The following is a 26,087-nucleotide window of genomic DNA, read 5'->3' as shown; positions in this document are numbered from 1 at the left end:
ATGACGAAGAGGCTTTTATTTTGGTTGTTACTCTTTATTGCCCACCGCCAGTTCCGCTTTGACCGCCCCCAGAGCTTTGTTCGCCACTAGATTGGTCTCCTCCTTGCTTTGAGCTCGATTTTCCTTGTGTTTCTTCTGCTGCTTTTAAGAGTAGCTCTTGCATTTTAGCTTTAAACAGCGGACTTTCTATCGTCTCTGAAATGACTGACTGAAGGTGTGCTCGGTATTCTTTGCTTTTCAATGCGTCTGCCATTTCCTTTTGAATTTCTGGCTCTTTGAAGACTTGAATCATCATGCCGCGATATTCCGGGTCATTCATTAATTCCTTAAGAAGCTTTTCATTTTCACTTCTCATATTCTTGGCTACACCTTTAGCGAATTTAGGGTCACTGAAGGTTTTTTTCCAAAAGTCTGTTGCTTTATCCGAGGTAAGTGTTTGTTCAATGGTGTCAGAGACCACTTTTTGGTCCATAACCAACTTTTCTTTCATTTTATCGTCAGCCATTACATCTTGAATTGCTTTCTTACCATCATCTGTCTTTAAAATATCGACAACCATTTTTTTCGTTTGTTCGTAATCAATTTGCCCTCCGCTACTTGATTCACCAGAAGAACAGCTTGTTAGGAACAACATGATAGGTAGGAGGAGCAACATACTTTTTGTTTTCATAATTCAAGCTCCTTTCACATAAGAATCCTTAATTTTAGAATGAAGTAAAAGGGAAGAGATTATTCGTATGTAAATGAAATTATAGATTTTTCAAATTTAGCTTGGTACAATCAGTATGGTATTCATTTTTGTAATATGGAGGTTTATAGTGTGACGAGCCGTAATTGGGTAAGACTTTTTATGACCACATTATTAATAGGCGGGATCACAACGGCTATTGTGGGTTTTATTGTTCGCTGGAATGAATTTCAGCCTTATTTTGTTGAACTTAGAATCATTGATATTTTATCAACCTTAATTTGGTTAATTGTTATGGGCTTTCTTTTTAGTGTTATAAGTCAAATGGGCTTTTTTGCTTATTTAACGGTTCATCGTTTTGGTTTAGGGATCTTTAAATCTGCATCTCTCTGGAATGCGGTTCAAATGGTTCTTATTCTTTTTGCTCTATTTGATTTAATCTACCTACGATACGATAATTTTGCTAAACAAGGGGATTCAGTCTTACCTTATTTTGGCCCTGCCCTCATTCTATTAGTGGTGGGTCTAATCGTTGCTTGGTATAAAACTAAACAGACCAGTCGGGAGGCATTTATTCCTGCTCTTTTCTTTATGATTGTCGTTACCCTAGTTGAGTGGGTTCCTGTTCTTCGGGTAAACGAAAGAAGCTGGCTCTATCTCATGATGTTTGCTTTAATGGCATGTAATGCGTATCAGCTATTAATTCTTCATAAATTAAATACACAATCTGCACAAGAACGTCAAAATCGTGCAAAAACAGCTAGTCCTAATGTGAAAAATAAAAAAATAAAACCGTCCAATTAAATGGGCGGTTTTTTCTGTAAAAATTTTTACCTTATTTCTTTTGAGCGGGCTTCACCGTTTGCAATCATTTCTGTTACGGAAACAAACTTTAATCCTTTTTGGCGAATATCCGCTAAAATGAGCGGCAGTGCTTTCGCCGTTTGTTTGGCGGAATCTGATGCATGAAGAAGAATGATATCCCCCTTCTGCGCTTTTTTTGTATTCTCGACGATAGTTGATACACCTGGATTTTGCCAATCCTTTGAATCAACACTCCAGTGGACGACTGTGTAGCCATATCTCTTGGCGATTTTTAAGGTACGTTCATCAAAGTGTCCAGTCGGTGCACGCAACAGTTTGATGCTTTTTACATTTAATTTTGTGAAGACTTCTTGTGCTTTAGATATATCCTTAGCAATCTTCACATCCTCTAATTCGGTATACTCTTCATAATTGTATCCAAGAATCCCAATTTCATATCCTTCTTTCACAATACGACTAACTAGGTCGGGGTGTCTTTCTGCCCAAGAACCTGCTAAGAAAAAGGTGGCTGATTTCACATTTTCTTTCTTTAGTGTGTCTAAAATGGGCTCTGCCTTTTCATCCCCCCAGCCGATATTAAAGGTTAAAGCTAAATCTCTTTCCCCTCGATAGACCGCTTTTGGGCCATCTTTCGTTGAAAAAACAGGAATTTGCGCATGGTTTTCCATATACAGAAACCATGCAGTAAAAAAAGCTGCGATTAATACCAATGATACATTTTTTAAAGACTTCCCATTCAATACAAAAAAGAAATTCATCCTTCCCACCTCGTCCAATACCATCCTTGTCTCAACCTATGCTTGTTTTTTTGAAAATATGATTAAAAATTCGTTTATAAAATCACATAAATTGGAAAAGACTACTATAACTAGATTATTTGCTGGAGGTTATTCAATGTTTGGACTTCTGATCAATGAAAAAGAAGTAAAAGAAATGGAATACCTTATTAAAAGAGAAATGGATGAAATTCTATTTGATTTAAGAGATGAGCGAATTGATCATATTGTAAAAAGAGCAATGGAAGAGAGATATAAAGTATTATTTACCTTGTTTAGAAGAGTGGCCTCACCACATGAATGTTTGAAGTATATGAGGAGAGGAAAGAGAGATAGAAAAAAAGGATAAGATTTTTTATAAATACCGTTGACAATTATATGCGGCCTTGGTATATTAATAAACGTCGCTGCTGACATAAACAACTTAATGGAATTTAAAAAGTTGTTGACATGATGTTGTGCAGATGATATATTAATAAAGTCGCTTTTGAGCGAATGAGTTATTTGCTCTTTGAAAACTAAACAAACAAAAAATTTTTCGTTTCTTTAATGAAACGAAGCCAACGTAACAAAATGAGCTAATCAACTTTCTTGGAGAGTTTGATCCTGGCTCAGGACGAACGCTGGCGGCGTGCCTAATACATGCAAGTCGAGCGAACCAATAGGAGCTTGCTCCTGTTGGTTAGCGGCGGACGGGTGAGTAACACGTGGGCAACCTGCCTGTAAGACTGGGATAACTTCGGGAAACCGGAGCTAATACCGGATAATCCTTTTCCTCTCATGAGGAAAAGCTGAAAGACGGTTTCGGCTGTCACTTACAGATGGGCCCGCGGCGCATTAGCTAGTTGGTGAGGTAACGGCTCACCAAGGCGACGATGCGTAGCCGACCTGAGAGGGTGATCGGCCACACTGGGACTGAGACACGGCCCAGACTCCTACGGGAGGCAGCAGTAGGGAATCTTCCACAATGGACGAAAGTCTGATGGAGCAACGCCGCGTGAGCGATGAAGGCCTTCGGGTCGTAAAGCTCTGTTGTTAGGGAAGAACAAGTATCGGAGTAACTGCCGGTACCTTGACGGTACCTAACCAGAAAGCCACGGCTAACTACGTGCCAGCAGCCGCGGTAATACGTAGGTGGCAAGCGTTGTCCGGAATTATTGGGCGTAAAGCGCGCGCAGGCGGTCCTTTAAGTCTGATGTGAAAGCCCACGGCTCAACCGTGGAGGGTCATTGGAAACTGGGGGACTTGAGTACAGAAGAGGAAAGCGGAATTCCACGTGTAGCGGTGAAATGCGTAGAGATGTGGAGGAACACCAGTGGCGAAGGCGGCTTTCTGGTCTGTAACTGACGCTGAGGCGCGAAAGCGTGGGGAGCAAACAGGATTAGATACCCTGGTAGTCCACGCCGTAAACGATGAGTGCTAAGTGTTAGGGGGTTTCCGCCCCTTAGTGCTGCAGCTAACGCATTAAGCACTCCGCCTGGGGAGTACGGCCGCAAGGCTGAAACTCAAAGGAATTGACGGGGGCCCGCACAAGCGGTGGAGCATGTGGTTTAATTCGAAGCAACGCGAAGAACCTTACCAGGTCTTGACATCCTCTGACACTCCTAGAGATAGGACGTTCCCCTTCGGGGGACAGAGTGACAGGTGGTGCATGGTTGTCGTCAGCTCGTGTCGTGAGATGTTGGGTTAAGTCCCGCAACGAGCGCAACCCTTGATCTTAGTTGCCAGCATTCAGTTGGGCACTCTAAGGTGACTGCCGGTGACAAACCGGAGGAAGGTGGGGATGACGTCAAATCATCATGCCCCTTATGACCTGGGCTACACACGTGCTACAATGGATGGTACAAAGGGCTGCAAGACCGCGAGGTTTAGCCAATCCCATAAAACCATTCTCAGTTCGGATTGTAGGCTGCAACTCGCCTACATGAAGCCGGAATCGCTAGTAATCGCGGATCAGCATGCCGCGGTGAATACGTTCCCGGGCCTTGTACACACCGCCCGTCACACCACGAGAGTTTGTAACACCCGAAGTCGGTGGGGTAACCGTAAGGAGCCAGCCGCCTAAGGTGGGACAGATGATTGGGGTGAAGTCGTAACAAGGTAGCCGTATCGGAAGGTGCGGCTGGATCACCTCCTTTCTAAGGATATAAGCTGGACCTATGAGCCAGACAAAACATGTTTGTTTGATTGTTTCTTGTTTGTTTAGTTTTGAGAGTGCAATCTCTCAAAGCTTTTTTTAATCGTTCTTTGAAAACTAGATAATCGTAATGAAGAAGTCAAGTAACACATCGAGTAATCGCCATTTTAGTTTTCTCTCTATTAATTTAGAGAAATAAACCTTTTAGGTTAAGTTAGAAAGGGCGCACGGTGAATGCCTTGGCACTAGGAGCCGATGAAGGACGGGACTAACACCGATATGCTTCGGGGAGCTGTAAGTAAGCTTTGATCCGGAGATTTCCGAATGGGGGAACCCACTGTTCGTAATGGAACAGTATCTTTACCTGAATACATAGGGTATTGAAGGCATACCCGGGGAACTGAAACATCTAAGTACCCGGAGGAAGAGAAAGCAAACGCGATTCCCTGAGTAGCGGCGAGCGAAACGGGACATAGCCCAAACCAAGAGGCTTGCCTCTTGGGGTTGTAGGACACTCAACATGGAGTTACAAAGGAACGGGGTAGATGAAGCGGCCTGGAAAGGCCCGTCAGAGAAGGTAAAAACCCTGTAGTCGAAACTTCGTTCCCTCCTGAGTGGATCCTGAGTACGGCCGGACACGTGAAATCCGGTCGGAAGCAGGGAGGACCATCTCCCAAGGCTAAATACTCCCTAGTGACCGATAGTGAACCAGTACCGTGAGGGAAAGGTGAAAAGCACCCCGGAAGGGGAGTGAAATAGTTCCTGAAACCGTGTGCCTACAAGTAGTTAGAGCCCGTTAATGGGTGATAGCGTGCCTTTTGTAGAATGAACCGGCGAGTTACGATCCCATGCAAGGTTAAGTTGAAGAGACGGAGCCGCAGCGAAAGCGAGTCTGAATAGGGCGTTTGAGTATGTGGTCGTAGACCCGAAACCAGGTGATCTACCCATGTCCAGGGTGAAGTCCAGGTAACACTGGATGGAGGCCCGAACCCACGCACGTTGAAAAGTGCGGGGATGAGGTGTGGGTAGCGGAGAAATTCCAATCGAACTTGGAGATAGCTGGTTCTCTCCGAAATAGCTTTAGGGCTAGCCTCACGTAGTTAGAGTCTTGGAGGTAGAGCACTGTTTGGACTAGGGGCCCTCATCGGGTTACCGAATTCAGACAAACTCCGAATGCCAAAGACTTATCCGTGGGAGTCAGACTGCGAGTGATAAGATCCGTAGTCAAAAGGGAAACAGCCCAGACCACCAGCTAAGGTCCCAAAGTTTACGTTAAGTGGAAAAGGATGTGGAGTTGCTTAGACAACCAGGATGTTGGCTTAGAAGCAGCCACCATTTAAAGAGTGCGTAATAGCTCACTGGTCGAGTGACTCTGCGCCGAAAATGTACCGGGGCTAAACGTAACACCGAAGCTGTGGATTGACATCTTAGATGTCAGTGGTAGGAGAGCGTTCTAAGGGCGTTGAAGCTAGACCGTAAGGACTGGTGGAGCGCTTAGAAGTGAGAATGCCGGTATGAGTAGCGAAAGATGAGTGAGAATCTCATCCACCGTATGCCTAAGGTTTCCTGAGGAAGGCTCGTCCGCTCAGGGTTAGTCGGGACCTAAGCCGAGGCCGAAAGGCGTAGGCGATGGACAACAGGTTGATATTCCTGTACCACCTCTTTATCGTTTGAGTGATGGGGGGACGCAGGAGGATAGGGTAAGCGCGCTGTTGGATATGCGCGTCTAAGCAGTTAGGCTGGAAAGTAGGAAAATCCGCTTTCCGTGAAGGCTGAGCTGTGATAGCGAGGGAAATTTAGTACCGAAGTTCCTGATTCCACACTGCCAAGAAAAGCCTCTAGCGAGATAAAAGGTGCCCGTACCGCAAACCGACACAGGTAGGCGAGGAGAGAATCCTAAGGTGAGCGAGAGAACTCTCGTTAAGGAACTCGGCAAAATGACCCCGTAACTTCGGGAGAAGGGGTGCTTTTTGAGGTGAATAGCCTCGAAGAGCCGCAGTGAATAGGCCCAGGCGACTGTTTAGCAAAAACACAGGTCTCTGCGAAGCCGCAAGGCGAAGTATAGGGGCTGACGCCTGCCCGGTGCTGGAAGGTTAAGAGGAGGGGTTAGCGCAAGCGAAGCTCTGAATCGAAGCCCCAGTAAACGGCGGCCGTAACTATAACGGTCCTAAGGTAGCGAAATTCCTTGTCGGGTAAGTTCCGACCCGCACGAAAGGCGTAACGATCTGGGCACTGTCTCAACGAGAGACTCGGTGAAATTATAGTACCTGTGAAGATGCAGGTTACCCGCGACAGGACGGAAAGACCCCGTGGAGCTTTACTGTAGCCTGATATTGAATTTTGGTACAGCTTGTACAGGATAGGTAGGAGCCTGAGAAGCCGGAGCGCTAGCTTCGGTGGAGGCGTCGGTGGGATACTACCCTGGCTGTATTGAAATTCTAACCCGCACCCCTTATCGGGGTGGGAGACAGTGTCAGGTGGGCAGTTTGACTGGGGCGGTCGCCTCCTAAAGAGTAACGGAGGCGCCCAAAGGTTCCCTCAGAATGGTTGGAAATCATTCGTAGAGTGTAAAGGCACAAGGGAGCTTGACTGCGAGACCTACAAGTCGAGCAGGGACGAAAGTCGGGCTTAGTGATCCGGTGGTTCCGCATGGAAGGGCCATCGCTCAACGGATAAAAGCTACCCCGGGGATAACAGGCTTATCTCCCCCAAGAGTCCACATCGACGGGGAGGTTTGGCACCTCGATGTCGGCTCATCGCATCCTGGGGCTGTAGTCGGTCCCAAGGGTTGGGCTGTTCGCCCATTAAAGCGGTACGCGAGCTGGGTTCAGAACGTCGTGAGACAGTTCGGTCCCTATCCGTCGTGGGCGCAGGAAATTTGAGAGGAGCTGTCCTTAGTACGAGAGGACCGGGATGGACGCACCGCTGGTGTACCAGTTGTCTTGCCAAAGGCATCGCTGGGTAGCTATGTGCGGACGGGATAAGTGCTGAAAGCATCTAAGCATGAAGCCCCCCTCAAGATGAGATTTCCCATAGCGTCAAGCTAGTAAGAACCCTGAAAGATGATCAGGTTGATAGGTCAGAGGTGGAAGCGTGGTAACATGTGGAGCTGACTGATACTAATCGTTCGAGGACTTAACCAAGTTTTAAAGCGAACTCGTAGTTTACAAACACTTCTTCTGCATTATCTAGTTTTGAGGGAATGAAAAAATTAATTTTCCTCTTGAAAAAATCAAAAAAGACATTATAATAAATAGTGTCAAATAATAGTCTGGTAATTATGGCGAGAAGGTCACACCCGTTCCCATACCGAACACGGAAGTTAAGCTTCTCAGCGCCGATGGTAGTTGGGACGAAAGTCCCTGTGAGAGTAGGACGTTGCCAGGCTGTTATCTTATTGTTCCGCAGTAGCTCAGTGGTAGAGCTATCGGCTGTTAACCGATCGGTCGTAGGTTCGAGTCCTACCTGCGGAGCCATTTTTATGTCATCAAGAAAATTCAGCTATGCTTCCATAGCTCAGTAGGTAGAGCACTTCCATGGTAAGGAAGAGGTCAGCGGTTCGAGCCCGCTTGGAAGCTTACCTATTTTTATGAATATCGGCCCCTTGGTCAAGCGGTTAAGACACCGCCCTTTCACGGCGGTAACACGGGTTCGAATCCCGTAGGGGTCACCATTTTGGAGGATTAGCTCAGCTGGGAGAGCATCTGCCTTACAAGCAGAGGGTCGGCGGTTCGATCCCGTCATCCTCCACCATTATAATTTTAAACTACTTGCCGGGGTAGCTCAATTGGTAGAGCACGACCGAATAAGCTTCCTGAATAATCTTCAGCATACTGACCGAGCTGCAGCTTGAATAGGCTTTCTGAGGTCAGGATGACGAAAATAAGGACAGCGTGTACAATCTAATATTTTTACTAAACTTACGCCGGGGTAGCTCAATTGGTAGAGCAACTGACTTGTAATCAGTAGGTTGGGGGTTCAAGTCCTCTCGCCGGCACCATCTTTTTAAAAATAAATATGGAGGGGTAGCGAAGTGGCTAAACGCGGCGGACTGTAAATCCGCTCCCTCCGGGTTCGGCGGTTCGAATCCGTCCCCCTCCACCATTTATATTTTTAAAAAAATTGGACAAACTAGAATTAACATTCAATATTGGGCTATAGCCAAGCGGTAAGGCATCGCACTTTGACTGCGACATGCGTTGGTTCAAATCCAGCTAGCCCAGCCAAGAGCCATTAGCTCAGTTGGTAGAGCATCTGACTTTTAATCAGAGGGTCGAAGGTTCGAGTCCTTCATGGCTCATCAATTTAAGATAAAACCCTGGGATATATATCCTCGGGTTTTATCTTCGAATATGCGGAAGTAGTTCAGTGGTAGAACACCACCTTGCCAAGGTGGGGGTCGCGGGTTCGAATCCCGTCTCCCGCTCCATAGTTGGGGCCTTAGCTCAGCTGGGAGAGCGCCTGCTTTGCACGCAGGAGGTCAGCGGTTCGATCCCGCTAGGCTCCACCATCACACTACATAATTTGCCTTAAATCAGACGATGATTTAAGGCTTTTTTTATGAGCTTGAATTCTAGCTTATAATAATAGAAAGGTCGCTTAGGAGGTCCTATTGGCCCGTAATCAGGATTATAAGAGAAAAAGGTCGCATAGAGAGGTTCTATGAGCCCGTAATCAAGATTATTAAGGAAAAAGGGTCGCATAGGGAGGTCCTATGAGCCCGTAATCAGGATTAATAAGAGAAAAAGGTCGCATAGAGAGGTTCTATGAGCCCGTAATCAGGATTATAAGAAAAAAAGGTCGCATAGAGAGGTCCTATGAACCAATAATCATGATTATTAAGGAAAAAATGTCGCATAGGGAGGTCCTATGAGCCCGTAATCAGGATTAATAAGAGAAAAAGGTCGCATAGAGAGGTTCTATGAGCTCGTAATCAAGAATATTAAGAAAAATAGGTCGCGTAGAGAGGTGCTATGAGCCCTTGAACATGACTTTTAAGTAAAAAAGGTCGCGTAGAGGGATGCTATGAGCCCTTGATCATGACTTTTAAGAAAAAAAGGTCGCATAGAGAGGTCCTATGAGCCAGTAATCATGATTTTTAAGTAAAAAACCGTCCACAGCCTCACGTAAGAGCTTCATCTCATCGATATCAGAACCAGCACAGTCGAATAGAGTACCCTATTCCCAAACCCACACCTCCCCACCGCATATATATACAAAATTTTGTCGAGTTGAGTCATATGGATGAAAGCGGTTAAAATAGTATTGATAAAGGGTTAGGGAGGAATTGCATTGACTAAGAAACTATCTATTATTGGAATGCCTATGGACTTAGGCCAAATGCGGCGTGGAGTGGATATGGGACCTAGTGCCATCCGCTATGCAGGAATCTACGAACGGTTAAAACCGCTGTTTGACGAAATTCACGATTTAGGTGATATCCCAGTTGGAAGACCTGAGGTTGTCGTAGATAAAGAATCAAACTTACGAAATCTAGACCTAGTGGCAGAAAAAAGTACGCTGCTAGCTGAAAAAGTAGACGAAGTCATTCAATCAGGGGCATTTCCACTTGTATTGGGTGGAGACCATAGCATTGCAATTGGTACATTAGCTGGCGTTTCCAAACATTACAAAAACCTTGGTGTCATCTGGTATGATGCGCATGGTGATTTGAATACAGCGGAGACAAGCCCTACAGGAAACATCCATGGGATGCCTTTAGCAGTCAGCCTTGGATGGGGTCACTCTTTATTAACCCAAATCCTAAACTACTCTCCAAAAGTAAAGCCTGAGAATGTTGTCATCATTGGAGCAAGGGCACTTGATGACGGCGAAAAAGAATTAATAAAGGAAAAAGGTATAAAAGTCTATACTATGCATGAAATTGACCGCTTAGGTATGACGAAAGTAATGGAAGATACGATTGCCTATCTTAAGGAAAAAACAGATGGCGTTCACTTATCACTAGATTTAGATGGCCTAGATCCTAGCGATGCGCCAGGGGTAGGTACACCAGTTATGGGTGGAATTAGCTACCGAGAAAGTCATCTTGCTATGGAAATGCTAGAAGAGGCTAAAATTATTACTTCTGTAGAATTTGTAGAAGTGAACCCAATTCTAGATGAAAAAAATAAAACTGCGGTATGCGCAGTTGAGTTAATGGGTTCATTATTTGGTGAAAAACTTTTATAAATAAGAAAGCAGCTGATCACAGCTGCTTTTTTATTTAGGTATCCAAAGTATGATACTGATAAAGCAACACATCAAGCTTTTTACTTACTGCAATGACATGGGGATGTAACAAAGAAGTCTCAGATGCAAGTCGTACCATTTCATCTCGGCATATTTCTATCTCCTTCATTAACTTAGGACGTTGAAGACCCACTTTGCACATGACCTCTTTTCATTTCTTTTAAATTGTTATTATCTTTTTACCCCAGGAAAAAAACTTTAAACTATTTCCTTAACAGTAATAGTAAATTTTTGTTAATATTATAGGTATTGAAAGTTATTTCGTTTTAAAACGAAACTTTTTTGCTAGCGATTCGTATTATCGTATAGCAGCATTGGAGCTGAGGTAATTTAATGGAAGCTATAATTAAAAAAAGAATAAAACAAGTCATTAAAGGCGACCAGGATGCCTTTGGTGAAATCGTCGAGATATATAAAAATAGTGTCTACCAGCTTTGTTTTAGAATGCTGGGGAACCGACATGAAGCGGAAGACGTGGCACAGGAAGCTTTTATCCGAGCATATGTAAATATTAAATCGTTTAATCAAGATTTAAAGTTCTCTACCTGGTTGTTTCGGATAGCCACTAATTTATGTATTGACCGCATGAGGAAAAAGAAACCTGATTATTATTTAGATGCGGAAGTGGCAGGAACAGAAGGATTGACTATGTATGCACAGGTCCCATCTAATACTCCGCTGCCTGAAAATGAGGTCGAAAGTTTGGAGCTGCATGAGACCGTTCAACAGGAAATCTTAAAACTACCTGAAAAATATCGATCTGCTATTGTACTAAAATACATTGAAGAGCTGTCATTAAATGAAATTAGTGAAATTCTTGATTTGCCGCTTGGAACAGTTAAAACAAGAATTCACCGAGGACGAGAAGCGTTAAGACAACAATTAAGATATGTGTGATAAGAGGTGAAACGTTAAATGTGTCCAGAACATATCATTGAACTAATGCATGAATATTTAGATGAAGAAATAGAACCAGCAAAAGAACAAGAACTACGAGAGCATCTCAAAAGCTGCTCAGAATGTGATGCTATTTTTAATGAACTGAAAAGGACAATTGCTTTTGTACAAAGCATTTCTCATATGCAAGCTCCGGACGATTTTACAGCAAATGTGTTAGCTCGTCTTCCTAAAGAAAAGAAAAAGATAGGAATGCAACGGTGGTTGAAAAATCATCCTATCCTTGCTGCAGCATCCGTATTCGTTGTTTTAATGTTAGGAAGCTTATTTTCCACTTGGAATCAGGACAAGGAATTTGCCGTAACCAAGCAAAAGAACTTAGTGGTGAAAAATAATACCGTCATCGTTCCTGAAGGAGAAGTAGTAAAGGGCGATGTGGTGGTTCGTAACGGTAAACTTAAAATAGAAGGCGAAGTTCAAGGGAACGTTACTGTTATCCATGGAGAGAAGTACCTAGCTTCAGCGGGACATGTAACCGGACAAATTGAAGAGGTTAATGAGGTCTTTGACTGGATATGGTATCATATGAAAAAGGCAGGACAAGATGCTGTCCAACTTTTTGAGCAACCTGAAACCGAATAAAAACAAATCACTCGATGCATGAGTGATTTGTTTTTTTAACTAAGAAGATTTTACTTGAAATATCCGTGAAGTCCATGGTTGAAGGGAGTTATCGTATAAAGATATACATATAATAAGTGTATGTTGAATTTATGGTATAATAATTAAGTTGTGATGAATAAGGTCTTTATAAAATTACGGAGGAAAAACAATGCAGTTTGCTGATTTCACTGTATGGAAGTATTTAGCTAGTATTGTTGATATTGTCCTCGTATGGTATGTCATTTATAAACTGATTAATGTGATAAAAGGAACAAAAGCCGTTCAGTTATTAAAAGGGATATTGGTTATCCTTCTAGTCAGAGTTGTCAGTGAGTACCTTGGCTTAGTCACATTAAGCTGGATGATGCAACAGGCCATAAATTGGGGATTTCTTGCTATAATCATTATCTTTCAGCCTGAACTCAGAAGAGCACTTGAGCAATTAGGGAGAGGGCGCTTCTTTTCAAGAAGCAGTAACTCAGATGATGATGATCAAGAAAAAACAGTTGAAGCAATTATTAAAGCCACAGACTATATGGCGAAACGCCGTATTGGTGCTTTGATATCGATTGAGAAAGAAACGGGTATGGGTGATTACATAGAAACAGGTATTCCTTTAAATTCCACAATTTCTTCGGAATTGCTCATTAATATTTTTATTCCAAACACCCCCCTCCATGATGGGGCTGTGATTATTCAAAAGAATACTGTTGCAGCGGCTGCCTGCTATCTTCCTTTGTCTGAGAGTCCATTTATTTCAAAGGAGCTAGGCACAAGGCATCGGGCGGCACTAGGAATTAGTGAAGTTACGGATAGTATAACCGTCGTTGTTTCGGAAGAGACGGGAAGTATCTCTCTTACCAGGAATGGAGAACTACATCGTGATTTAAAAGCAGATGGATTAAAAGAATTACTTACGAGTGAATTAATCATTCATAATAAAGCAAAACAAGTTTCTTCCGCTCGTTGGAACTGGAGGGGGAAGAATAATGGATAAATTGATGGATAACCCATGGTTTATAAAAATTCTTGCGTTATTATTGGCTGTTCTATTGTACTCCTCCATACCAAACTCAGGTGATGTCAATGTACCAGGAAAGCAATCGTCAGTTACCATTAAGGATTTTCCTGTAAAAGTGTATTATGATACGGAAAATCTAGTGGTATCTGGTATCCCAGAGACAGTGGATATTACCCTAAAAGGTCCAATGACACATGTTCAGTCTGCCAATACTTTAAGAAATTTTGAAGTATTCGTGGATTTAACGAATGCGAAAATTGGAAAACAAAAAGTGAAACTAGAGGTAAAAGACCTTTCGGATAAACTAAAGGCAACCTTGAAACCAGATACGGTAACAGTGTCTGTGCAAGAAAAAATCACCAAGGAATTTAAGGTCGAAGCAGAATTTAACAAGGGACAAATTGAGGATGGATATTCTGCCGGACAACCTATTGTAGAACCAAATAAAGTGAAAATCACAGGTGCGAAGAGTGCCATTGATCGAATTACTTATGTAAAAGCGACTTTAGAGGCAAAAGAGAAATGGAAGGAAACCGTTACGAAAGAAGCCACGGTTCAAGTTTTAGATAAGGATTTAAATAAGTTGGATGTTACGGTGGAGCCAGGTACAGTAAAAGTCACCATTCCAATTAAAGATAATAGTAAGACGGTCCCGATTACGGTGCAAAAGAAGGGAACACCGCCAACGGGAGTGACAATAGAATCCATTGATTTAGATGTAAAAGAGGCGACCATTATCGGTCCGGAGGATATTCTAAAGGATACCGAAAGTGTACGTGTAGAAGTGGACGTTAGCAAAATTACAGAGAATACCACGCTCGACTTACCTGTCATAATTTCGAATGGAATTACGAAGGTTACACCGCAGATGGTAAAGGCAACAGTTGTCGTCAAAAAGATGGAAGAAAAAACAGTTTCGGGAATCCCTTTAAAAATTCGAGGATTATCCGAAAATTATAATGCGGAGATTAACGACCCAGTAAATCAGATGATCAGTTTATTGGTTACTGGTCCTAGTGCTGCTGTAAATGGGTTAAAGCCTGAGGATTTTTCCGTGTATGTTGACCTCTCCAGCCTTTCTGAAGGGGATTATGATGTGAATATCCGTATAGAAGGCCCTAAAGAGCTCAACTGGAAACCGGATAAAGCAAAGGCGAAAATCAAAATTACAAATAACAATGCATAAGATCCAGCCTATATATTGAAGGAGCGATTTTTGAAATGGGAAAATATTTTGGTACCGATGGGGTACGTGGAGTAGCAAATAGTGAATTAACACCTGAATTAGCCTTTAAATTAGGCCGATTTGGCGGTTATGTTTTAACGAAGGATAAAGATCGTCCAAAGGTACTAATTGGGCGTGATACACGTATATCTGGTCATATGCTTGAAGGTGCCCTCGTAGCAGGATTATTGTCTACTGGTGCTGAGGTTATGCGTTTAGGTGTCATTTCTACACCAGGTGTATCTTATTTAACAAAAGCATTAGGAGCTCAGGCGGGGGTAATGATTTCTGCCTCACATAACCCTGTAGCGGATAACGGAATTAAATTTTTCGGTCCAGACGGTTTTAAACTTTCGGATGAGCAGGAAAATGAAATTGAAGAGTTAATGGACTTACCTGGAGATCAACTGCCACGTCCAACGGGTGGAGATCTTGGACAAGTCATGGATTATTTTGAAGGTGGACAAAAGTATCTACAATACTTAAAGAATAGTGTGGACGAAGATTTCTCCGGCATTCATATTGCATTAGACTGTGCACACGGAGCAACTTCATCATTAGCCTCTCACCTATTTGCCGATTTAGATGCCGATCTATCAACGATGGGAGCTTCTCCTAATGGGCTAAATATCAATGCAGGTGTTGGCTCTACCCACCCTGAAGCACTTGCTGCTTTAGTAAAAGAAAAAGGTGCAGATGTTGGATTATCGTTTGATGGGGATGGCGACCGTTTAATTGCGATTGATGAAAAAGGAAATATTGTCGATGGCGACCAAATTCTCTATATCTGTGGAAAGTATATGAAGGAACATGGACGCTTAAAGCATGGAACGATTGTGTCTACAGTCATGAGTAACCTTGGTTTTTATAAGGCATTAGAAAGCCATGGAATTAACAGTGTACCGACTGCTGTTGGTGACCGCTACGTGGTAGAAGAAATGAAGAAAAATGGATTTAATCTAGGTGGAGAACAATCCGGACATATTATTTTCTTGGATTACAACACAACAGGTGACGGTCTATTAACAGGATTACAATTAGTAAACATTATGAAGGCGACACAAAAGCCATTATCTGAGCTTGCGGGCGAAATGAAAAAATTCCCTCAAAAGCTCGTGAATGTGCGTGTGACGGATAAGCACCATGTAACAGATAATGTGAGAGTGAAGGAAGTTATAGATCAGGTAGAGGCAGAAATGGCTGGGGACGGAAGAATCCTTGTTCGTCCATCAGGAACAGAGCCGCTAGTTCGAGTGATGGCTGAGGCTCCGACACAGGAACTTTGCGATGCCTATGTCGATCGTATTGTTGCCGTTGTTAAAGAAGAAATGGAATTAAAAGAATAATTCGGAACGATGCTCCAGCATAAAAGCTGGAGCTTTTCCAATTTAAAGGAACGGGAAGAATCTCCGATGCATACTTTATTATGTATTATCGGTTAAATGTGGAAAATATTTATAATTTTAGGTTATTAGTTGACGGACTCTGCCAATCATAGTAGTATTAACATGCTTTGTTTTTTAAAGCATGTGGACCATTCTAATATAGAAAGGTGGATAGGTGTTAGGTACGAACATAAAAGCGCCTGAACTAATCTTCAGTGGATAGATTAGTTGACGAGGAGGAGGTTTATCGAATGATCGGCGGATACCTCCCGGTTGAAACGCACAACCGAAAAATTTCTTCTTTAAAACATAGGGGCAACTCTGTGCACAAAGAGAAGAATATGCGCATACTAATTGTAATGTTTAAAACGGTATAGACAGATACCTAAAAAACAGAGATAAGGGGGCAAGTACGCCTCCAAAGAGCCTTGCCCCCTGTATCAGGGAGGAAATAGAAAATGTGTGGAATTGTTGGATATATTGGAAATAACGACTCGAAAGAAATTTTATTAAAAGGGTTAGAAAAACTTGAATATAGAGGATACGACTCAGCAGGTATTGCTGTTAAGAACGCAAATGGCATTCATGTGTTTAAGGAAAAGGGCCGCATTGCTGATTTACGTAACATTGTAGACCAGGACGTTTCGGCTAACATCGGGATTGGTCATACTCGCTGGGCAACACACGGTGTTCCAAGCAAAGTGAACTCTCACCCGCACCAAAGTGCATCTAGCCGTTTTACCTTGGTTCATAATGGTGTTATTGAGAACTATGACCTGTTAAAGAACGAATACCTAACAGACGTAACATTTGTTAGTGAAACAGACACAGAAGTTATCGTTCAGATGATTGAACTTTTTGTTAACGAAGGCTTAGACGTTTTAGAAGCTTTCCGTAAAACACTAACATTGTTACACGGTTCTTATGCGCTTGCGCTTTTAGATGCTGAGGACAATGATACCATCTATGTTGCGAAAAACAAAAGTCCGCTTCTTGTCGGTCTTGGAAATGGCTTTAATGTAGTAGCAAGTGACGCCATGGCTATGCTTCAAGTAACTGATCAGTACGTAGAATTAATGGACAAAGAAATTGTTATTGTCACAAAAGATGAAGTGACCATTCAAAATCTTAGTGGTGAAATCATCAACCGTGCTCCATACAAAGCAGAACTTGACGCAAGTGATATTGAAAAGGGTACGTACCCACACTATATGTTAAAAGAAATTGATGAGCAGCCGCTAGTGATGCGTCGAATCATCCAAATGTACCAAAACGAGCAAGGTGAATTAACGATTGATCGTAAAATCATCGATGCGGTCAATGCAGCTGACCGGATCTACATTATTGCTGCTGGTACTTCTTATCACGCAGGTCTAGTTGGAAAGCAATTTATTGAGAAAATGGCAAAGATTCCAGTTGAGGTTCATATTTCAAGTGAATTCGGCTATAACATGCCGTTGCTTTCTGAAAAGCCGTTATTTATTTTCATTTCACAAAGTGGAGAAACTGCGGACAGCCGTGCCGTTCTTGTTAATGTGAAAGAAATGGGTCACCCAGCCTTAACAATTACAAACGTTCCCGGTTCTACGCTTTCTCGTGAAGCAGACTATACGCTTTTATTACATGCGGGTCCTGAAATTGCTGTTGCTTCTACAAAGGCTTACACTGCACAATTAGCTGTTCTTGTTATTTTAGCGGAAGTGGCAGCGAAGAGCCGTAACCTAAGTGTTGATTTTGATCTTGTAAAAGAGCTAGGTATTGTGGCGAACGCGATGGAAGTTCTTTGTGATTCAAAAGAAATCATCGAACAGATCGCAAGAGAATTTTTATCCGTTACACGCAATTGCTTCTTCATCGGCCGTGGAATTGACTTCTATGTTGGTTTAGAAGGTGCCTTAAAGCTGAAAGAGATCTCTTATATTCAGGCAGAAGGCTTTGCTGGCGGTGAATTAAAGCACGGTACCATCGCTTTAATTGAAGAAGGTACACCAGTAATCGCTCTTGCAACGCAAGAAAGTGTTAACCTAAGTATTCGTGGAAATGTAAAAGAAGTTGTTGCCCGCGGTGCGAACCCATGCATCATTTCGATGAAGGGTCTAAACCGTGACGAGGACAGCTTCGTGATTCCAGAAGTAAATGATTTATTAACACCACTTATCTCTGTCATTCCATTACAATTACTTTCATACTACGCAGCCCTACACCGCGATTGCGACGTAGACAAACCGCGTAACCTTGCTAAATCAGTAACGGTTGAGTAATTGTTATAGGAGAATCTAAAGTCTCGTTCCAGTATTGGAACGGGGCTTTTTATTTTTTAACTATGTTATAAAGCAGAAAACTTCCCCCTATTAACAAATAGTAAAAGAATACTGACATTTCATATAAATATTGGAATATATAATTAAAGGTACTGTTTCTAATTTTAATAGATTAGTTGGTTAATAATGGGGAGGTTGTTTATGAAAAGAGTCATGAGTTTGTTTACGATTTTTATCTTAGTTTTTGGGGTGTATCAATCCGCTTATGCTGCAAGGGGAACCACCACAACACCAACTGTTGATCCCGTTATTTTTGTCCATGGGTATACCGGTTCCACATCGAGCTTCGATACGATGAAGCAGTGGCTGATTAGTGCAGGCTGGCCGGAGAGTCGTTTATTTGCCATTCAATTTTCGAATACAACAGGAAGCAATGTACAAAATGCGAATGAGTTATCACAATTTGTTAACCAAGTATTGAAAAAAACGAAGGCTACTAAGGTGGATATTATTGCTCACAGTATGGGAGGCCTGAGCACCCGATATTATATTAAAAATTTGAATGGAGCCAGCAAGGTTAACGATGTGATTACACTTGGTTCACCACATCATGGTACAAACAGCGCCTATTACGGCTTCTTTACCGCCGGTGCAAGAGAAATGATGCCAGATAGCCAGTTCCTACAGGACCTAAATAGTGGGGATGAGACTCCAGGTGCTTTTGTTAAATACACCTCTATTTACAGTACAACTGATGAAGTGATAAGTCCTTATACCAGTTCGATATTGAATGGGGCTAAAAATGTTGAGGTTAGCGGTGTTAGCCATAGTGGATTACTAAGCAGCGAGGCGCCAAAACCAGCAATATTGGATGGCTTAAATGGTAAGGGTGATAATAGCAACTAACTTTAAGGCAGGAGTTTAGATTCCTGCCTTTTAATAAAGGATTTTTGTAGATAATTGGAGAATTATGTAAAGTAGGAGGCGTTAGGATGAATATTTCATATAATTTTTCAGTTAATTTAATAGAGTTGGTGGGGGTCATTTTATCGTGGGGCATTATTGGGTTCATTGCCTATCGGATTAATAAACGTAAACTTGAAAAATCAAAGGCTTGGAAAATTATGGTTTGTGTATTTATCGGAATCTTTTCTTTTTCTATTAATTGGAACTTTAATGATACCCCAATAAAGATTGCGATTTTACCATTAGGTGTTTGGATTTTGTATTGGTTTTTAAAGAGCAAGGAAGGAAAATGGGAGAGATACCGATCGTTTGCCTGGCTGGGCTTTTGGGCAAATTTCATCTTTTTAGCAACTGCGTTATTATCTATACCAATTCATCATGTTGTCTACCCGGAAAATGAGCTTTCTACATATATCTTTAATGTGGAGGATGCTTCTGTCATCAGTACACATCCTTCGGCAAAAGAGCAATTATTAGATAAGGAAAGTTTGGAAAAACAATTACATACTATGAAGCCGGCAGCTAACCATGGGATTGAATGGTATAACGAAATTGAAATGGAATCTACTAAAAAAAGTGAAAAATTCCCTTATCAACTTATAGGCTTTTCTCCTAAATGGGGAAGTAATCTTAATGCCGTTATCTACATAGAAGCTGATGGAAAAGGTTTGTTAGTATCTACGCCGAAAAAGCAGCTTTATTTCCGCTCACAAGAGTCACTGTTAAGGGGAGGGAACTAGCAATGAATAGAAAAGTGATTATTTTCTTTTTATTAGCTGTTGCCATTGTTGCATCTAGTATATTGGTTTATTGGTACTATTTTTCGAAACCGACTGCGTTTCCCAAAAGTGATCAATTAGTCGAGAAGATTCAACGCGTTTTTCCGGAGGCTTCACCGAATGTCATTCAGGATACCATCACTATCGATGAGCGGCATCGATTTGTCCCCTTTATTTCGAAGGAGGGTAAGTATGGAGTGAGTTATTGGCAATGGGAACAGCATAAGTGGAATGTTGTTTCCATCGACACTACAGGGGATATTCATGTTTGGAAAATAGACAATAATGACCCATCTACGTTTTACTTTCTATGGAATTTCCATCCGGATGACCAGGTAAATCAATTGAAATTTTATATAATTAGAGACAGAGGATATCATGGTTCTAATAGAGAACTATGGTATGAACCGAGGATTCAAATGGAAAAGATAGTGGAACAAAAAAATTCTTATGGACTGTTGAGAATGCCTGCTGACTGGGCTTCGTTTATGAATTCGCAAGCTGGTACCACAGTACAACCACCTGGACTTTTTTCAAATGGAATTACACCTAATGCGGGAATTTACTTCGGATACATTCCATATGACAAGTCGGGGCAAGAAGCAAGAACGATGAATTCTGTAAATGGGAGTGGCTATCAAAATGGTAATATTAATCGAGAGTTTGTCAGGCAGTTAAGTGAACCGGAAATTGAAAAATAATAAAAACTATTGACAAAATAATTTATTTGTGCTATAATTTAACGTTATTGTAAATAATTATAATGTGTCATATAATAAACTCCTGGCAGAATTCTGCTTGGAGTTTTTTATTTTTATTAGGAAGGGGAGTTTCTTTGGAAAAGAATAAGGAAAGTTTAACGGCATTAGTCAGCTGCTATGCTAGGGGATATCATGCATTGCAAAGTAACCAACCAATTTTTAATGATTTTGTTGCCAGTACCCTGTTAAAGGAGGAAGAAAAGCAGTTGATCAGCACGAATTGGGCAAATGCAATTGCGTTTTTTGCTCCGGAAAAAAGTGAAACGTTGAAGACGTTTGAGGAAAAATTGCTATGGGTAATGAACAATCAGACCGTGCCGCAATTAGTCAGCCGTGCTCGCTACGCTGAGGATGGACTTTTATCAGCGATTGAACGAGGCGTCAGACAGTATGTGATTTTAGGGGCAGGCTTTGATACATTTGCATTAAGACAACAAGAAAATCTCCCAGACGATTTTATCATCTATGAAGTCGATCACCCTGCAACCCAAGCTTTTAAAATCAACCGCATCCAAGAAATGGGTCTTGATATACCGAAAAACTTAAAATTTGTTCCAGTTGATTTTAAAGAGAACTCGCTTCGGGATGAGTTAATGAAGGTCGGCTATAATGAACAAACATTGACCTACTTCAGCTTACTAGGTGTGGTGATGTACCTGGAGAAACAAGATTTCTATCAACTTCTTTCTACTGTTTCGGATCTTTCTGTGAATGGTAGTTCTTTCATCTTTGATTACCTCGACGATACTGCATTTAATGACGAATTAGCCGCCAAGAAATTAATCCAAATGCGACAAATTACAGCACATACAGGTGAACCGATGGTAACCGGTTTTGACCCGCTTACTCTTGACCTGGAACTCCAGGATCGCAATATGTTAGTCTATGAAAATTTATCCCCTGAAAATATTCAAGAGTGGTATTTTACGGATAGAGACGATGACCTGCACGCCTTCGATCATTTTCACTTTGCGCATTTAGTGGTTCAGAAATAGAACTGGAAGCACCGTTCAAATTACATGAACGGTGTATTTTTTTAAAGGGAAAGTATGGTAAAATTTTCAAGAGAAGGCGGAAATTTAGGAGGGGAAAGATTGAGTAAGTATTCCATTAGTGAATTTATTGATAAAACAGAGCAGGTAGATAAAGGTGAGGGATTCTTTGAATTAGAGACTCCTAGAATGCTAGAGGTGAATCTCGACGGTCAGGTATGGGCGAAAGCGGGTTCGATGGTTGCGTATCATGGGAAAATCAAGTTTGAACGAGAAGGGATTTTGGAGCATGGTCTAGGTACGGCTTTCAAGAAGGCGATCACCGGTGAGGGGGCCTCTTTGATGAAAGCTGGCGGACAAGGAAAATTGTATTTGGCGGATGAAGGTAAAAAAATTATCATTCTCCATTTGAACAATGAATCCATCTATGTGAACGGGAATGATTTGCTCGCATTTGAGCCGAGTATTAAGTGGGAGATCAAGTTAATGAAAAAGATTGCCGGGCTAATGGCTGGCGGCTTATTCAATGTTCGTTGTGAAGGAACTGGGATGATTGCCATCACGACTCATTATGAACCGCTCACTCTAAGGGTTACATCAGGCCAGCCTGTTATTACGGATCCTAATGCAACGGTTGCGTGGTCAGGTAATCTTCGTCCGGAGTTTCAGACGGATATCAGTTTGAAGACATTCTTTGGGAGAGGAAGCGGCGAGTCTATCCAAATGAAGTTCGAGGGGGATGGGTTTGTTGTAGTGCAGCCTTACGAAGAAGTTCGGAGGATTGAGAACAAGAGCTAGAGAATAATTTGGGATGACGCGGTTTAGGGAATGAGCTAAACGGCGTTTTTTCATTGAGTTGGGAGGCTATTGGACTGTGTGGAATGCAAAAAGAAGAGGATGGTTCCGCAAAGAGGTGATTCTATGCGCCCGAAGCTGAAGGAAAGAATAGCAGAAGGTCTCATAGAGGGGTTCTATGTGATCGAAGTCAAAGGAAAAAATGACAAAAGGGTTCGTAGAGGGGCTCTATGCGCCCGAAGCCAAAAGGAGAAATGGCAAAAGGTCGCGTAGAGTAGTTCTATGCGCTCGAAGCCAGAGGGAAAAATGGCAAAAGGGCTCGTAGAGAGGTTCTATGCGCCCGAAGCCAAAGGAAAAAACAGCAAAAGGTCGCGTAGAGGGGCTCTATGCGCCCGAAGCCAGAGGGAAAAATGGCAAAAGGTCGCGTAGAGAGGTTCTATGCGCCCGAAGCCAAAGGGAAAAATGGCAAAAAGGCTCGTAGAGGGGTTCTATGCGCCCGAAGTCAAAGGGAAAAATGGAAAAAGGGTTCGTAGAGGTGCTCTATGCGCCCGAAGCCAAAAAGAAAAATGGCAAAAGGTAGCGTAGAGGAGTTCTATGCGACCGAAGGCAAAGGAAAAAACAACAAAAGGTAGCGTAGAGAGGTTCTATGCGCCCGAAGTCAAAGGAAAAAACAGCAAAAGGTCTCGTACAGTGTATTTACGAGACCACGGGCAAATCAAATGGCACAGAACAGTCACCTACAAAAGTTATACTTGTTTAAAATGAGGTATTTCAATCTTTGCTCACTCATAGTAAATCCATCTCCCGTACCCCCTAGCACAAAGGTTATTTCTTAAAATCCTAACAACCCTCTTTCGTGAACCACCCTCATCCTCACCCTCACTACACCACTCGTAAACAAGATTCGTAGTAATCTTCTTCTCCGGAAAAAGCAGCCTTAACTCCGCCACAGCTCGGAGGACAGCGGCATCTATAGTTTCTTCATGGCCGCAAACATCACAAACCAAACGTCTATCTCCTTGGAAAGTAGAAACGGAATGGCACGTTGCACATAGTTTCCCCTTTTTCAGTTGGTCAAATTGATAGGGAGGAAATTTGCAAAAGGGATACTCATTTTGGTGCGCAGCCATTAATTGGTCAGCGAGATCTTTATGTCTTTTTGATAGCTTCGAAGGAATAGTGTTTAATCGCTGGAAAAGTTGATTTAACTGCGTTGGAAATACAATGGGCTTGTCATGGGGAGCTTGATATAAGGTGAACTCAGGGTTAATGAAGACAATGTGACTATCAATAGGTAACTGATAGCCGAGTTTTTTCAAAAATTGCCGAAGTAATGTTTCACACCGTTCCAATTGGTGTAATGGATTTTTGATATCGTTGCCACCCCGAAGCCTCCGAAACTTTTCATCTTCGTACAAATAGTCGTTTTCGGAATTTTTCACATCGTATACGTAGATTTTTTGTGGAGCAATCAGTAGGGTGTCGATTTGGAAATAAGAGTTGTTGATTTCAAAGAGTAGACCGTTCAAAATGTAAACATCACATTGAAGCTCCTTTGTCAGCTTATCGAACATCAACTCTCCTTCATATCCCTTTTCAAGGGTACAATAGTAATATTTTTCATCAGAAGTTAATTCACTTCGTGCATGTAAACTCCTCCAGACTAATAATTCCTTTGATTCAGTACGAGGCTTTAAAACATCCATGGGCAACTTCCTTTCTCTATAAAAACACTCAAGTCTATTTTATAAAAATTCACCTACAAACACGTGCTACACAAATGAACATTTAGTTAACTTTTACTATTCAGAATATTATTGACAAATAAAATCCCTAAATGTTATTATTTTCCTCTGCGACTCAAAAAGGAGGGACGCGTTTTGATTAGGTTAGAAGGTATCTCGAAATCCTATAAGGTTGCCCAGCGCACATCGGGAGTGAAGGAAGCGGCAAAAGCTCTATTCTATCGAAAACATACGATAGTAGAAGCACTGAAGGATATCTCTTTTTCTATTAATCCAGGAGAAATCGTCGGTTACATCGGACCGAATGGGGCAGGGAAGTCCACCACGATTAAAATTATGAGCGGGATTTTGGTGCCTGACACCGGAAGCTGTTCTATTATGGGCTATACACCTTGGAAGGACCGAGTGCAATATGTAAAAAATATCGGGGTTGTTTTTGGCCAGCGTTCCCAGCTCTGGTGGGATGTTCCCGTACTCGATTCATTTGAACTCTTAAAAGATATTTACAAGATTCCACAGCAAGAATATAACACCACCACTGATCTACTTATTGAAACACTAGAACTGCAAACAATAGTCCAATCACCCGTCCGCCAATTAAGCTTAGGGCAGCGGATGCGCTGTGAAATTGCAGCTTCCCTCATTCATAATCCCAAGATTTTATTTTTAGATGAACCGACCATCGGCCTTGATGCTGTATCAAAAATTGCCGTCCGTCAGTTTATTAAAACGATTAACAAGGAGAAAGGTGTAACGGTCATCCTCACTACACACGATATGAACGATATTGAAGCATTGGCTGATCGGGTCATTCTGATCGGAAAAGGAAGCATGTTATACGATGGCAATCTAAATGAGTTAAGAAAGCAGTTTGGTACCCATAAAACGATCACGGCTGATTATGAAAAAAATCCAAAGCAAATTCAAATACCAGGGACATCCACCCTTTCATGGTCACCTGAACGAGTTGTTCTGAGTGTAGATACGGAGGCAATCAAAACATCTGATGTGATTACTCAGCTGTCCAAACAGGTTGAGCTCCAAGATGTGACCATCGAGACGCAGCCGATCGAGGATATTATTGTCCAGCTATATAAGGAGTACCAAATATGAGACCATATGTATCCTTTTTGAAGCTAAGGCTTAACATGGGGATGCAGTATCGAACAGCTGCATTTGCGGGAGTGGCTACGCAATTCTTCTGGGGTATGATCATTATTATGGTGTTCGAAGCCTTCTATCAACATGCGGCCAAAACACCGCCTATATCCTTACCACAAATAATTACCTATGTTTGGCTGCAACAGGCCTTTCTTGTTTTTGTTACCATGTGGTTCCGCGATAATGAACTGTTTGAACTGATAACAAGTGGGAACATTGCGTATGAGCTTTGCCGTCCTTGGGAGCTCTATGGATTTTGGTATGCGAAGCTGCTAGCCCAACGGTTGTCGAGTGCAATGCTACGCTGCTTTCCCATATTGATCATTGCTCTCTTTCTGCCCACCACTTACAGACTGACGATACCGCCAAGTGTCACTACACTTATACTATTTATCATCACTTTATTGTTAGGATTGCTTCTGTTAATTGCTATTTCTATGTTCTTATACATATCCGTATTTGTAACGATGTCACCGGTCGGCTCGCTTCTATTATTTAGTGTACTCGGGGAGTTTTTTGCAGGTTTAATCATACCAGTCCCGCTCATGCCGTCATGGCTTCAGACTATTGCCAATATCCTGCCGTTCCGCTGGACAGCTGATTTTCCATTCAGAGTCTATTCGGGGCATATCTCCGGGCAGGCTGCCATCAACGGAATCCTTATCCAGCTTGCCTATTTGGTGGTACTGGTCGTATTAGGAAGGTTCGCACTTAACCGGATTTTAAGGAAAGTCGTCGTTCAGGGAGGTTGATATAGG

At 42.2% G+C, this 26,087-nt stretch carries 20 protein-coding genes, 10 tRNA genes and 3 rRNA genes; 29 read left to right on the top strand and 4 right to left on the bottom strand.

The features are described 5' to 3' along the window. Positions 1 to 34 precede the first annotated feature (34 nt). Entirely contained in the window at positions 35 to 670 is a 636-nt protein-coding gene (gene gerD, locus QFZ87_RS01470; RefSeq protein ID WP_309856869.1) for a spore germination lipoprotein GerD, read from the bottom strand. A 150-nt stretch (positions 671 to 820) separates the two neighbouring features. On the opposite strand from gerD, the gene QFZ87_RS01465 reads away from it, so the two are divergent. Further along, a complete protein-coding gene (locus tag QFZ87_RS01465) occupies positions 821 to 1,492 on the top strand; it encodes a KinB-signaling pathway activation protein (protein WP_309856867.1) in 672 nt (223 codons plus the stop codon). A gap of 26 nt (positions 1,493 to 1,518) precedes the next feature. Here the strand turns inward: QFZ87_RS01465 and pdaB are convergent, their stop codons facing one another. Then, complete coding sequence (gene pdaB, locus QFZ87_RS01460; RefSeq protein ID WP_309856865.1) at positions 1,519 to 2,271, bottom strand: polysaccharide deacetylase family sporulation protein PdaB; 753 nt, start codon at positions 2,269 to 2,271, stop codon at positions 1,519 to 1,521. Between the two features lie 136 nt (positions 2,272 to 2,407). On the opposite strand from pdaB, the gene QFZ87_RS01455 reads away from it, so the two are divergent. From QFZ87_RS01455 to rocF, 15 genes are all read left to right on the top strand, one after another. After that, positions 2,408 to 2,638 (top strand): hypothetical protein, encoded by a 231-nt coding sequence (locus QFZ87_RS01455; protein WP_309856862.1) that lies wholly within the window; start codon positions 2,408 to 2,410, stop codon positions 2,636 to 2,638. 239 nt (positions 2,639 to 2,877) lie between these two features. Continuing rightward, a 16S ribosomal RNA gene (locus QFZ87_RS01450) occupies positions 2,878 to 4,427 on the top strand. A gap of 206 nt (positions 4,428 to 4,633) precedes the next feature. Next, positions 4,634 to 7,569, top strand: a 23S ribosomal RNA gene (locus QFZ87_RS01445). Between the two features lie 127 nt (positions 7,570 to 7,696). Further along, a 5S ribosomal RNA gene (gene rrf / locus QFZ87_RS01440) occupies positions 7,697 to 7,813 on the top strand. Together the 16S, 23S and 5S rRNA genes with 10 tRNA genes alongside form the textbook arrangement of a ribosomal RNA operon. A gap of 14 nt (positions 7,814 to 7,827) precedes the next feature. Next, positions 7,828 to 7,902, top strand: a tRNA-Asn gene (locus QFZ87_RS01435). A gap of 29 nt (positions 7,903 to 7,931) precedes the next feature. After that, positions 7,932 to 8,004 (top strand) — tRNA-Thr (locus tag QFZ87_RS01430). A gap of 20 nt (positions 8,005 to 8,024) precedes the next feature. Beyond that, positions 8,025 to 8,099: transfer RNA gene (locus tag QFZ87_RS01425), tRNA-Glu, on the top strand. 4 nt (positions 8,100 to 8,103) lie between these two features. Further along, positions 8,104 to 8,179 (top strand) — tRNA-Val (locus tag QFZ87_RS01420). A 171-nt stretch (positions 8,180 to 8,350) separates the two neighbouring features. After that, a tRNA-Thr gene (locus QFZ87_RS01415) sits at positions 8,351 to 8,426 on the top strand. Between the two features lie 19 nt (positions 8,427 to 8,445). After that, a tRNA-Tyr gene (locus tag QFZ87_RS01410) sits at positions 8,446 to 8,530 on the top strand. A gap of 47 nt (positions 8,531 to 8,577) precedes the next feature. Next, positions 8,578 to 8,652, top strand: a tRNA-Gln gene (locus tag QFZ87_RS01405). 1 nt (position 8,653) lies between these two features. Then, positions 8,654 to 8,726, top strand: a tRNA-Lys gene (locus QFZ87_RS01400). 54 nt (positions 8,727 to 8,780) lie between these two features. Continuing rightward, positions 8,781 to 8,855 (top strand) — tRNA-Gly (locus QFZ87_RS01395). 5 nt (positions 8,856 to 8,860) lie between these two features. Beyond that, positions 8,861 to 8,936: transfer RNA gene (locus tag QFZ87_RS01390), tRNA-Ala, on the top strand. 782 nt (positions 8,937 to 9,718) lie between these two features. Beyond that, entirely contained in the window at positions 9,719 to 10,618 is a 900-nt protein-coding gene (rocF, locus tag QFZ87_RS01385) for an arginase (RefSeq protein ID WP_309856861.1), read from the top strand. Between the two features lie 34 nt (positions 10,619 to 10,652). On the opposite strand, the gene QFZ87_RS01380 is transcribed toward rocF, so the two are convergent. Next, complete coding sequence (locus QFZ87_RS01380) at positions 10,653 to 10,820, bottom strand: aspartyl-phosphate phosphatase Spo0E family protein (RefSeq protein ID WP_309856859.1); 168 nt, start codon at positions 10,818 to 10,820, stop codon at positions 10,653 to 10,655. 191 nt (positions 10,821 to 11,011) lie between these two features. On the opposite strand from QFZ87_RS01380, the gene sigW reads away from it, so the two are divergent. The 11 genes from sigW to QFZ87_RS01325 all read left to right on the top strand — a co-directional run bounded on the left by sigW (position 11,012) and on the right by QFZ87_RS01325 (position 22,426). Continuing rightward, on the top strand, positions 11,012 to 11,575 hold the full coding sequence (gene sigW, locus QFZ87_RS01375; protein ID WP_309856857.1) for an RNA polymerase sigma factor SigW: 564 nt from the start codon (positions 11,012 to 11,014) through the stop codon (positions 11,573 to 11,575). A gap of 18 nt (positions 11,576 to 11,593) precedes the next feature. Beyond that, positions 11,594 to 12,217 (top strand): anti-sigma factor family protein, encoded by a 624-nt coding sequence (locus tag QFZ87_RS01370; protein WP_309856854.1) that lies wholly within the window; start codon positions 11,594 to 11,596, stop codon positions 12,215 to 12,217. Positions 12,218 to 12,407: 190 nt separating this feature from the next. Next, complete coding sequence (gene cdaA, locus QFZ87_RS01365; protein ID WP_309856851.1) at positions 12,408 to 13,235, top strand: diadenylate cyclase CdaA; 828 nt, start codon at positions 12,408 to 12,410, stop codon at positions 13,233 to 13,235. Next, entirely contained in the window at positions 13,228 to 14,445 is a 1,218-nt protein-coding gene (locus tag QFZ87_RS01360; RefSeq protein ID WP_309856848.1) for a CdaR family protein, read from the top strand. Before cdaA ends, QFZ87_RS01360 begins: the two co-directional genes overlap by 8 nt. A gap of 35 nt (positions 14,446 to 14,480) precedes the next feature. Next, positions 14,481 to 15,830, top strand: coding sequence for a phosphoglucosamine mutase (glmM, locus tag QFZ87_RS01355; RefSeq protein ID WP_309856845.1), 1,350 nt, complete (start codon positions 14,481 to 14,483; stop codon positions 15,828 to 15,830). A 497-nt stretch (positions 15,831 to 16,327) separates the two neighbouring features. Beyond that, positions 16,328 to 18,130 (top strand): glutamine--fructose-6-phosphate transaminase (isomerizing), encoded by a 1,803-nt coding sequence (gene glmS / locus QFZ87_RS01350; protein WP_309856842.1) that lies wholly within the window; start codon positions 16,328 to 16,330, stop codon positions 18,128 to 18,130. Positions 18,131 to 18,331: 201 nt separating this feature from the next. Then, the gene (locus QFZ87_RS01345; RefSeq protein WP_309856838.1) at positions 18,332 to 19,036 is read left to right on the top strand and encodes an esterase/lipase family protein; all 705 of its coding nucleotides are present in this window, start codon (positions 18,332 to 18,334) and stop codon (positions 19,034 to 19,036) included. A gap of 86 nt (positions 19,037 to 19,122) precedes the next feature. Further along, a complete protein-coding gene (locus tag QFZ87_RS01340) occupies positions 19,123 to 19,836 on the top strand; it encodes a hypothetical protein (protein ID WP_309856836.1) in 714 nt (237 codons plus the stop codon). Between the two features lie 2 nt (positions 19,837 to 19,838). After that, complete coding sequence (locus QFZ87_RS01335) at positions 19,839 to 20,576, top strand: hypothetical protein (RefSeq protein ID WP_309856834.1); 738 nt, start codon at positions 19,839 to 19,841, stop codon at positions 20,574 to 20,576. A gap of 134 nt (positions 20,577 to 20,710) precedes the next feature. Continuing rightward, positions 20,711 to 21,631, top strand: a complete 921-nt coding sequence (locus tag QFZ87_RS01330; protein WP_309856831.1) for a class I SAM-dependent methyltransferase — start codon at positions 20,711 to 20,713, stop codon at positions 21,629 to 21,631. 99 nt (positions 21,632 to 21,730) lie between these two features. Next, positions 21,731 to 22,426 carry an AIM24 family protein gene (locus QFZ87_RS01325; RefSeq protein WP_309856828.1) on the top strand — a complete coding sequence of 232 codons (696 nt, stop codon included), beginning with the start codon at positions 21,731 to 21,733 and terminating at the stop codon, positions 22,424 to 22,426. A gap of 779 nt (positions 22,427 to 23,205) precedes the next feature. Here the strand turns inward: QFZ87_RS01325 and QFZ87_RS01320 are convergent. Continuing rightward, positions 23,206 to 24,129: a nuclease-related domain-containing protein gene (locus QFZ87_RS01320; RefSeq protein WP_309856825.1), complete on the bottom strand. Its 924-nt coding sequence runs from the start codon at positions 24,127 to 24,129 to the stop codon at positions 23,206 to 23,208. Positions 24,130 to 24,303: 174 nt separating this feature from the next. On the opposite strand from QFZ87_RS01320, the gene QFZ87_RS01315 reads away from it, so the two are divergent. Further along, the gene (locus tag QFZ87_RS01315) at positions 24,304 to 25,281 is read left to right on the top strand and encodes an ABC transporter ATP-binding protein (protein WP_309856822.1); all 978 of its coding nucleotides are present in this window, start codon (positions 24,304 to 24,306) and stop codon (positions 25,279 to 25,281) included. Next, positions 25,278 to 26,081 (top strand): ABC transporter permease, encoded by an 804-nt coding sequence (locus QFZ87_RS01310; RefSeq protein WP_309856820.1) that lies wholly within the window; start codon positions 25,278 to 25,280, stop codon positions 26,079 to 26,081. The genes QFZ87_RS01315 and QFZ87_RS01310 overlap by 4 nt, the downstream gene beginning before the upstream one ends. Positions 26,082 to 26,087 lie beyond the last annotated feature (6 nt).

Origin of the sequence: Bacillus sp. SLBN-46, assembly GCF_031453555.1 — a bacterium.
GTDB lineage: Bacteria > Bacillota > Bacilli > Bacillales > Cytobacillaceae > Neobacillus.
The sequence above is the reverse complement of the archived record's forward strand: the minus strand, read 5'-3'. Positions and strand labels throughout refer to the sequence as shown.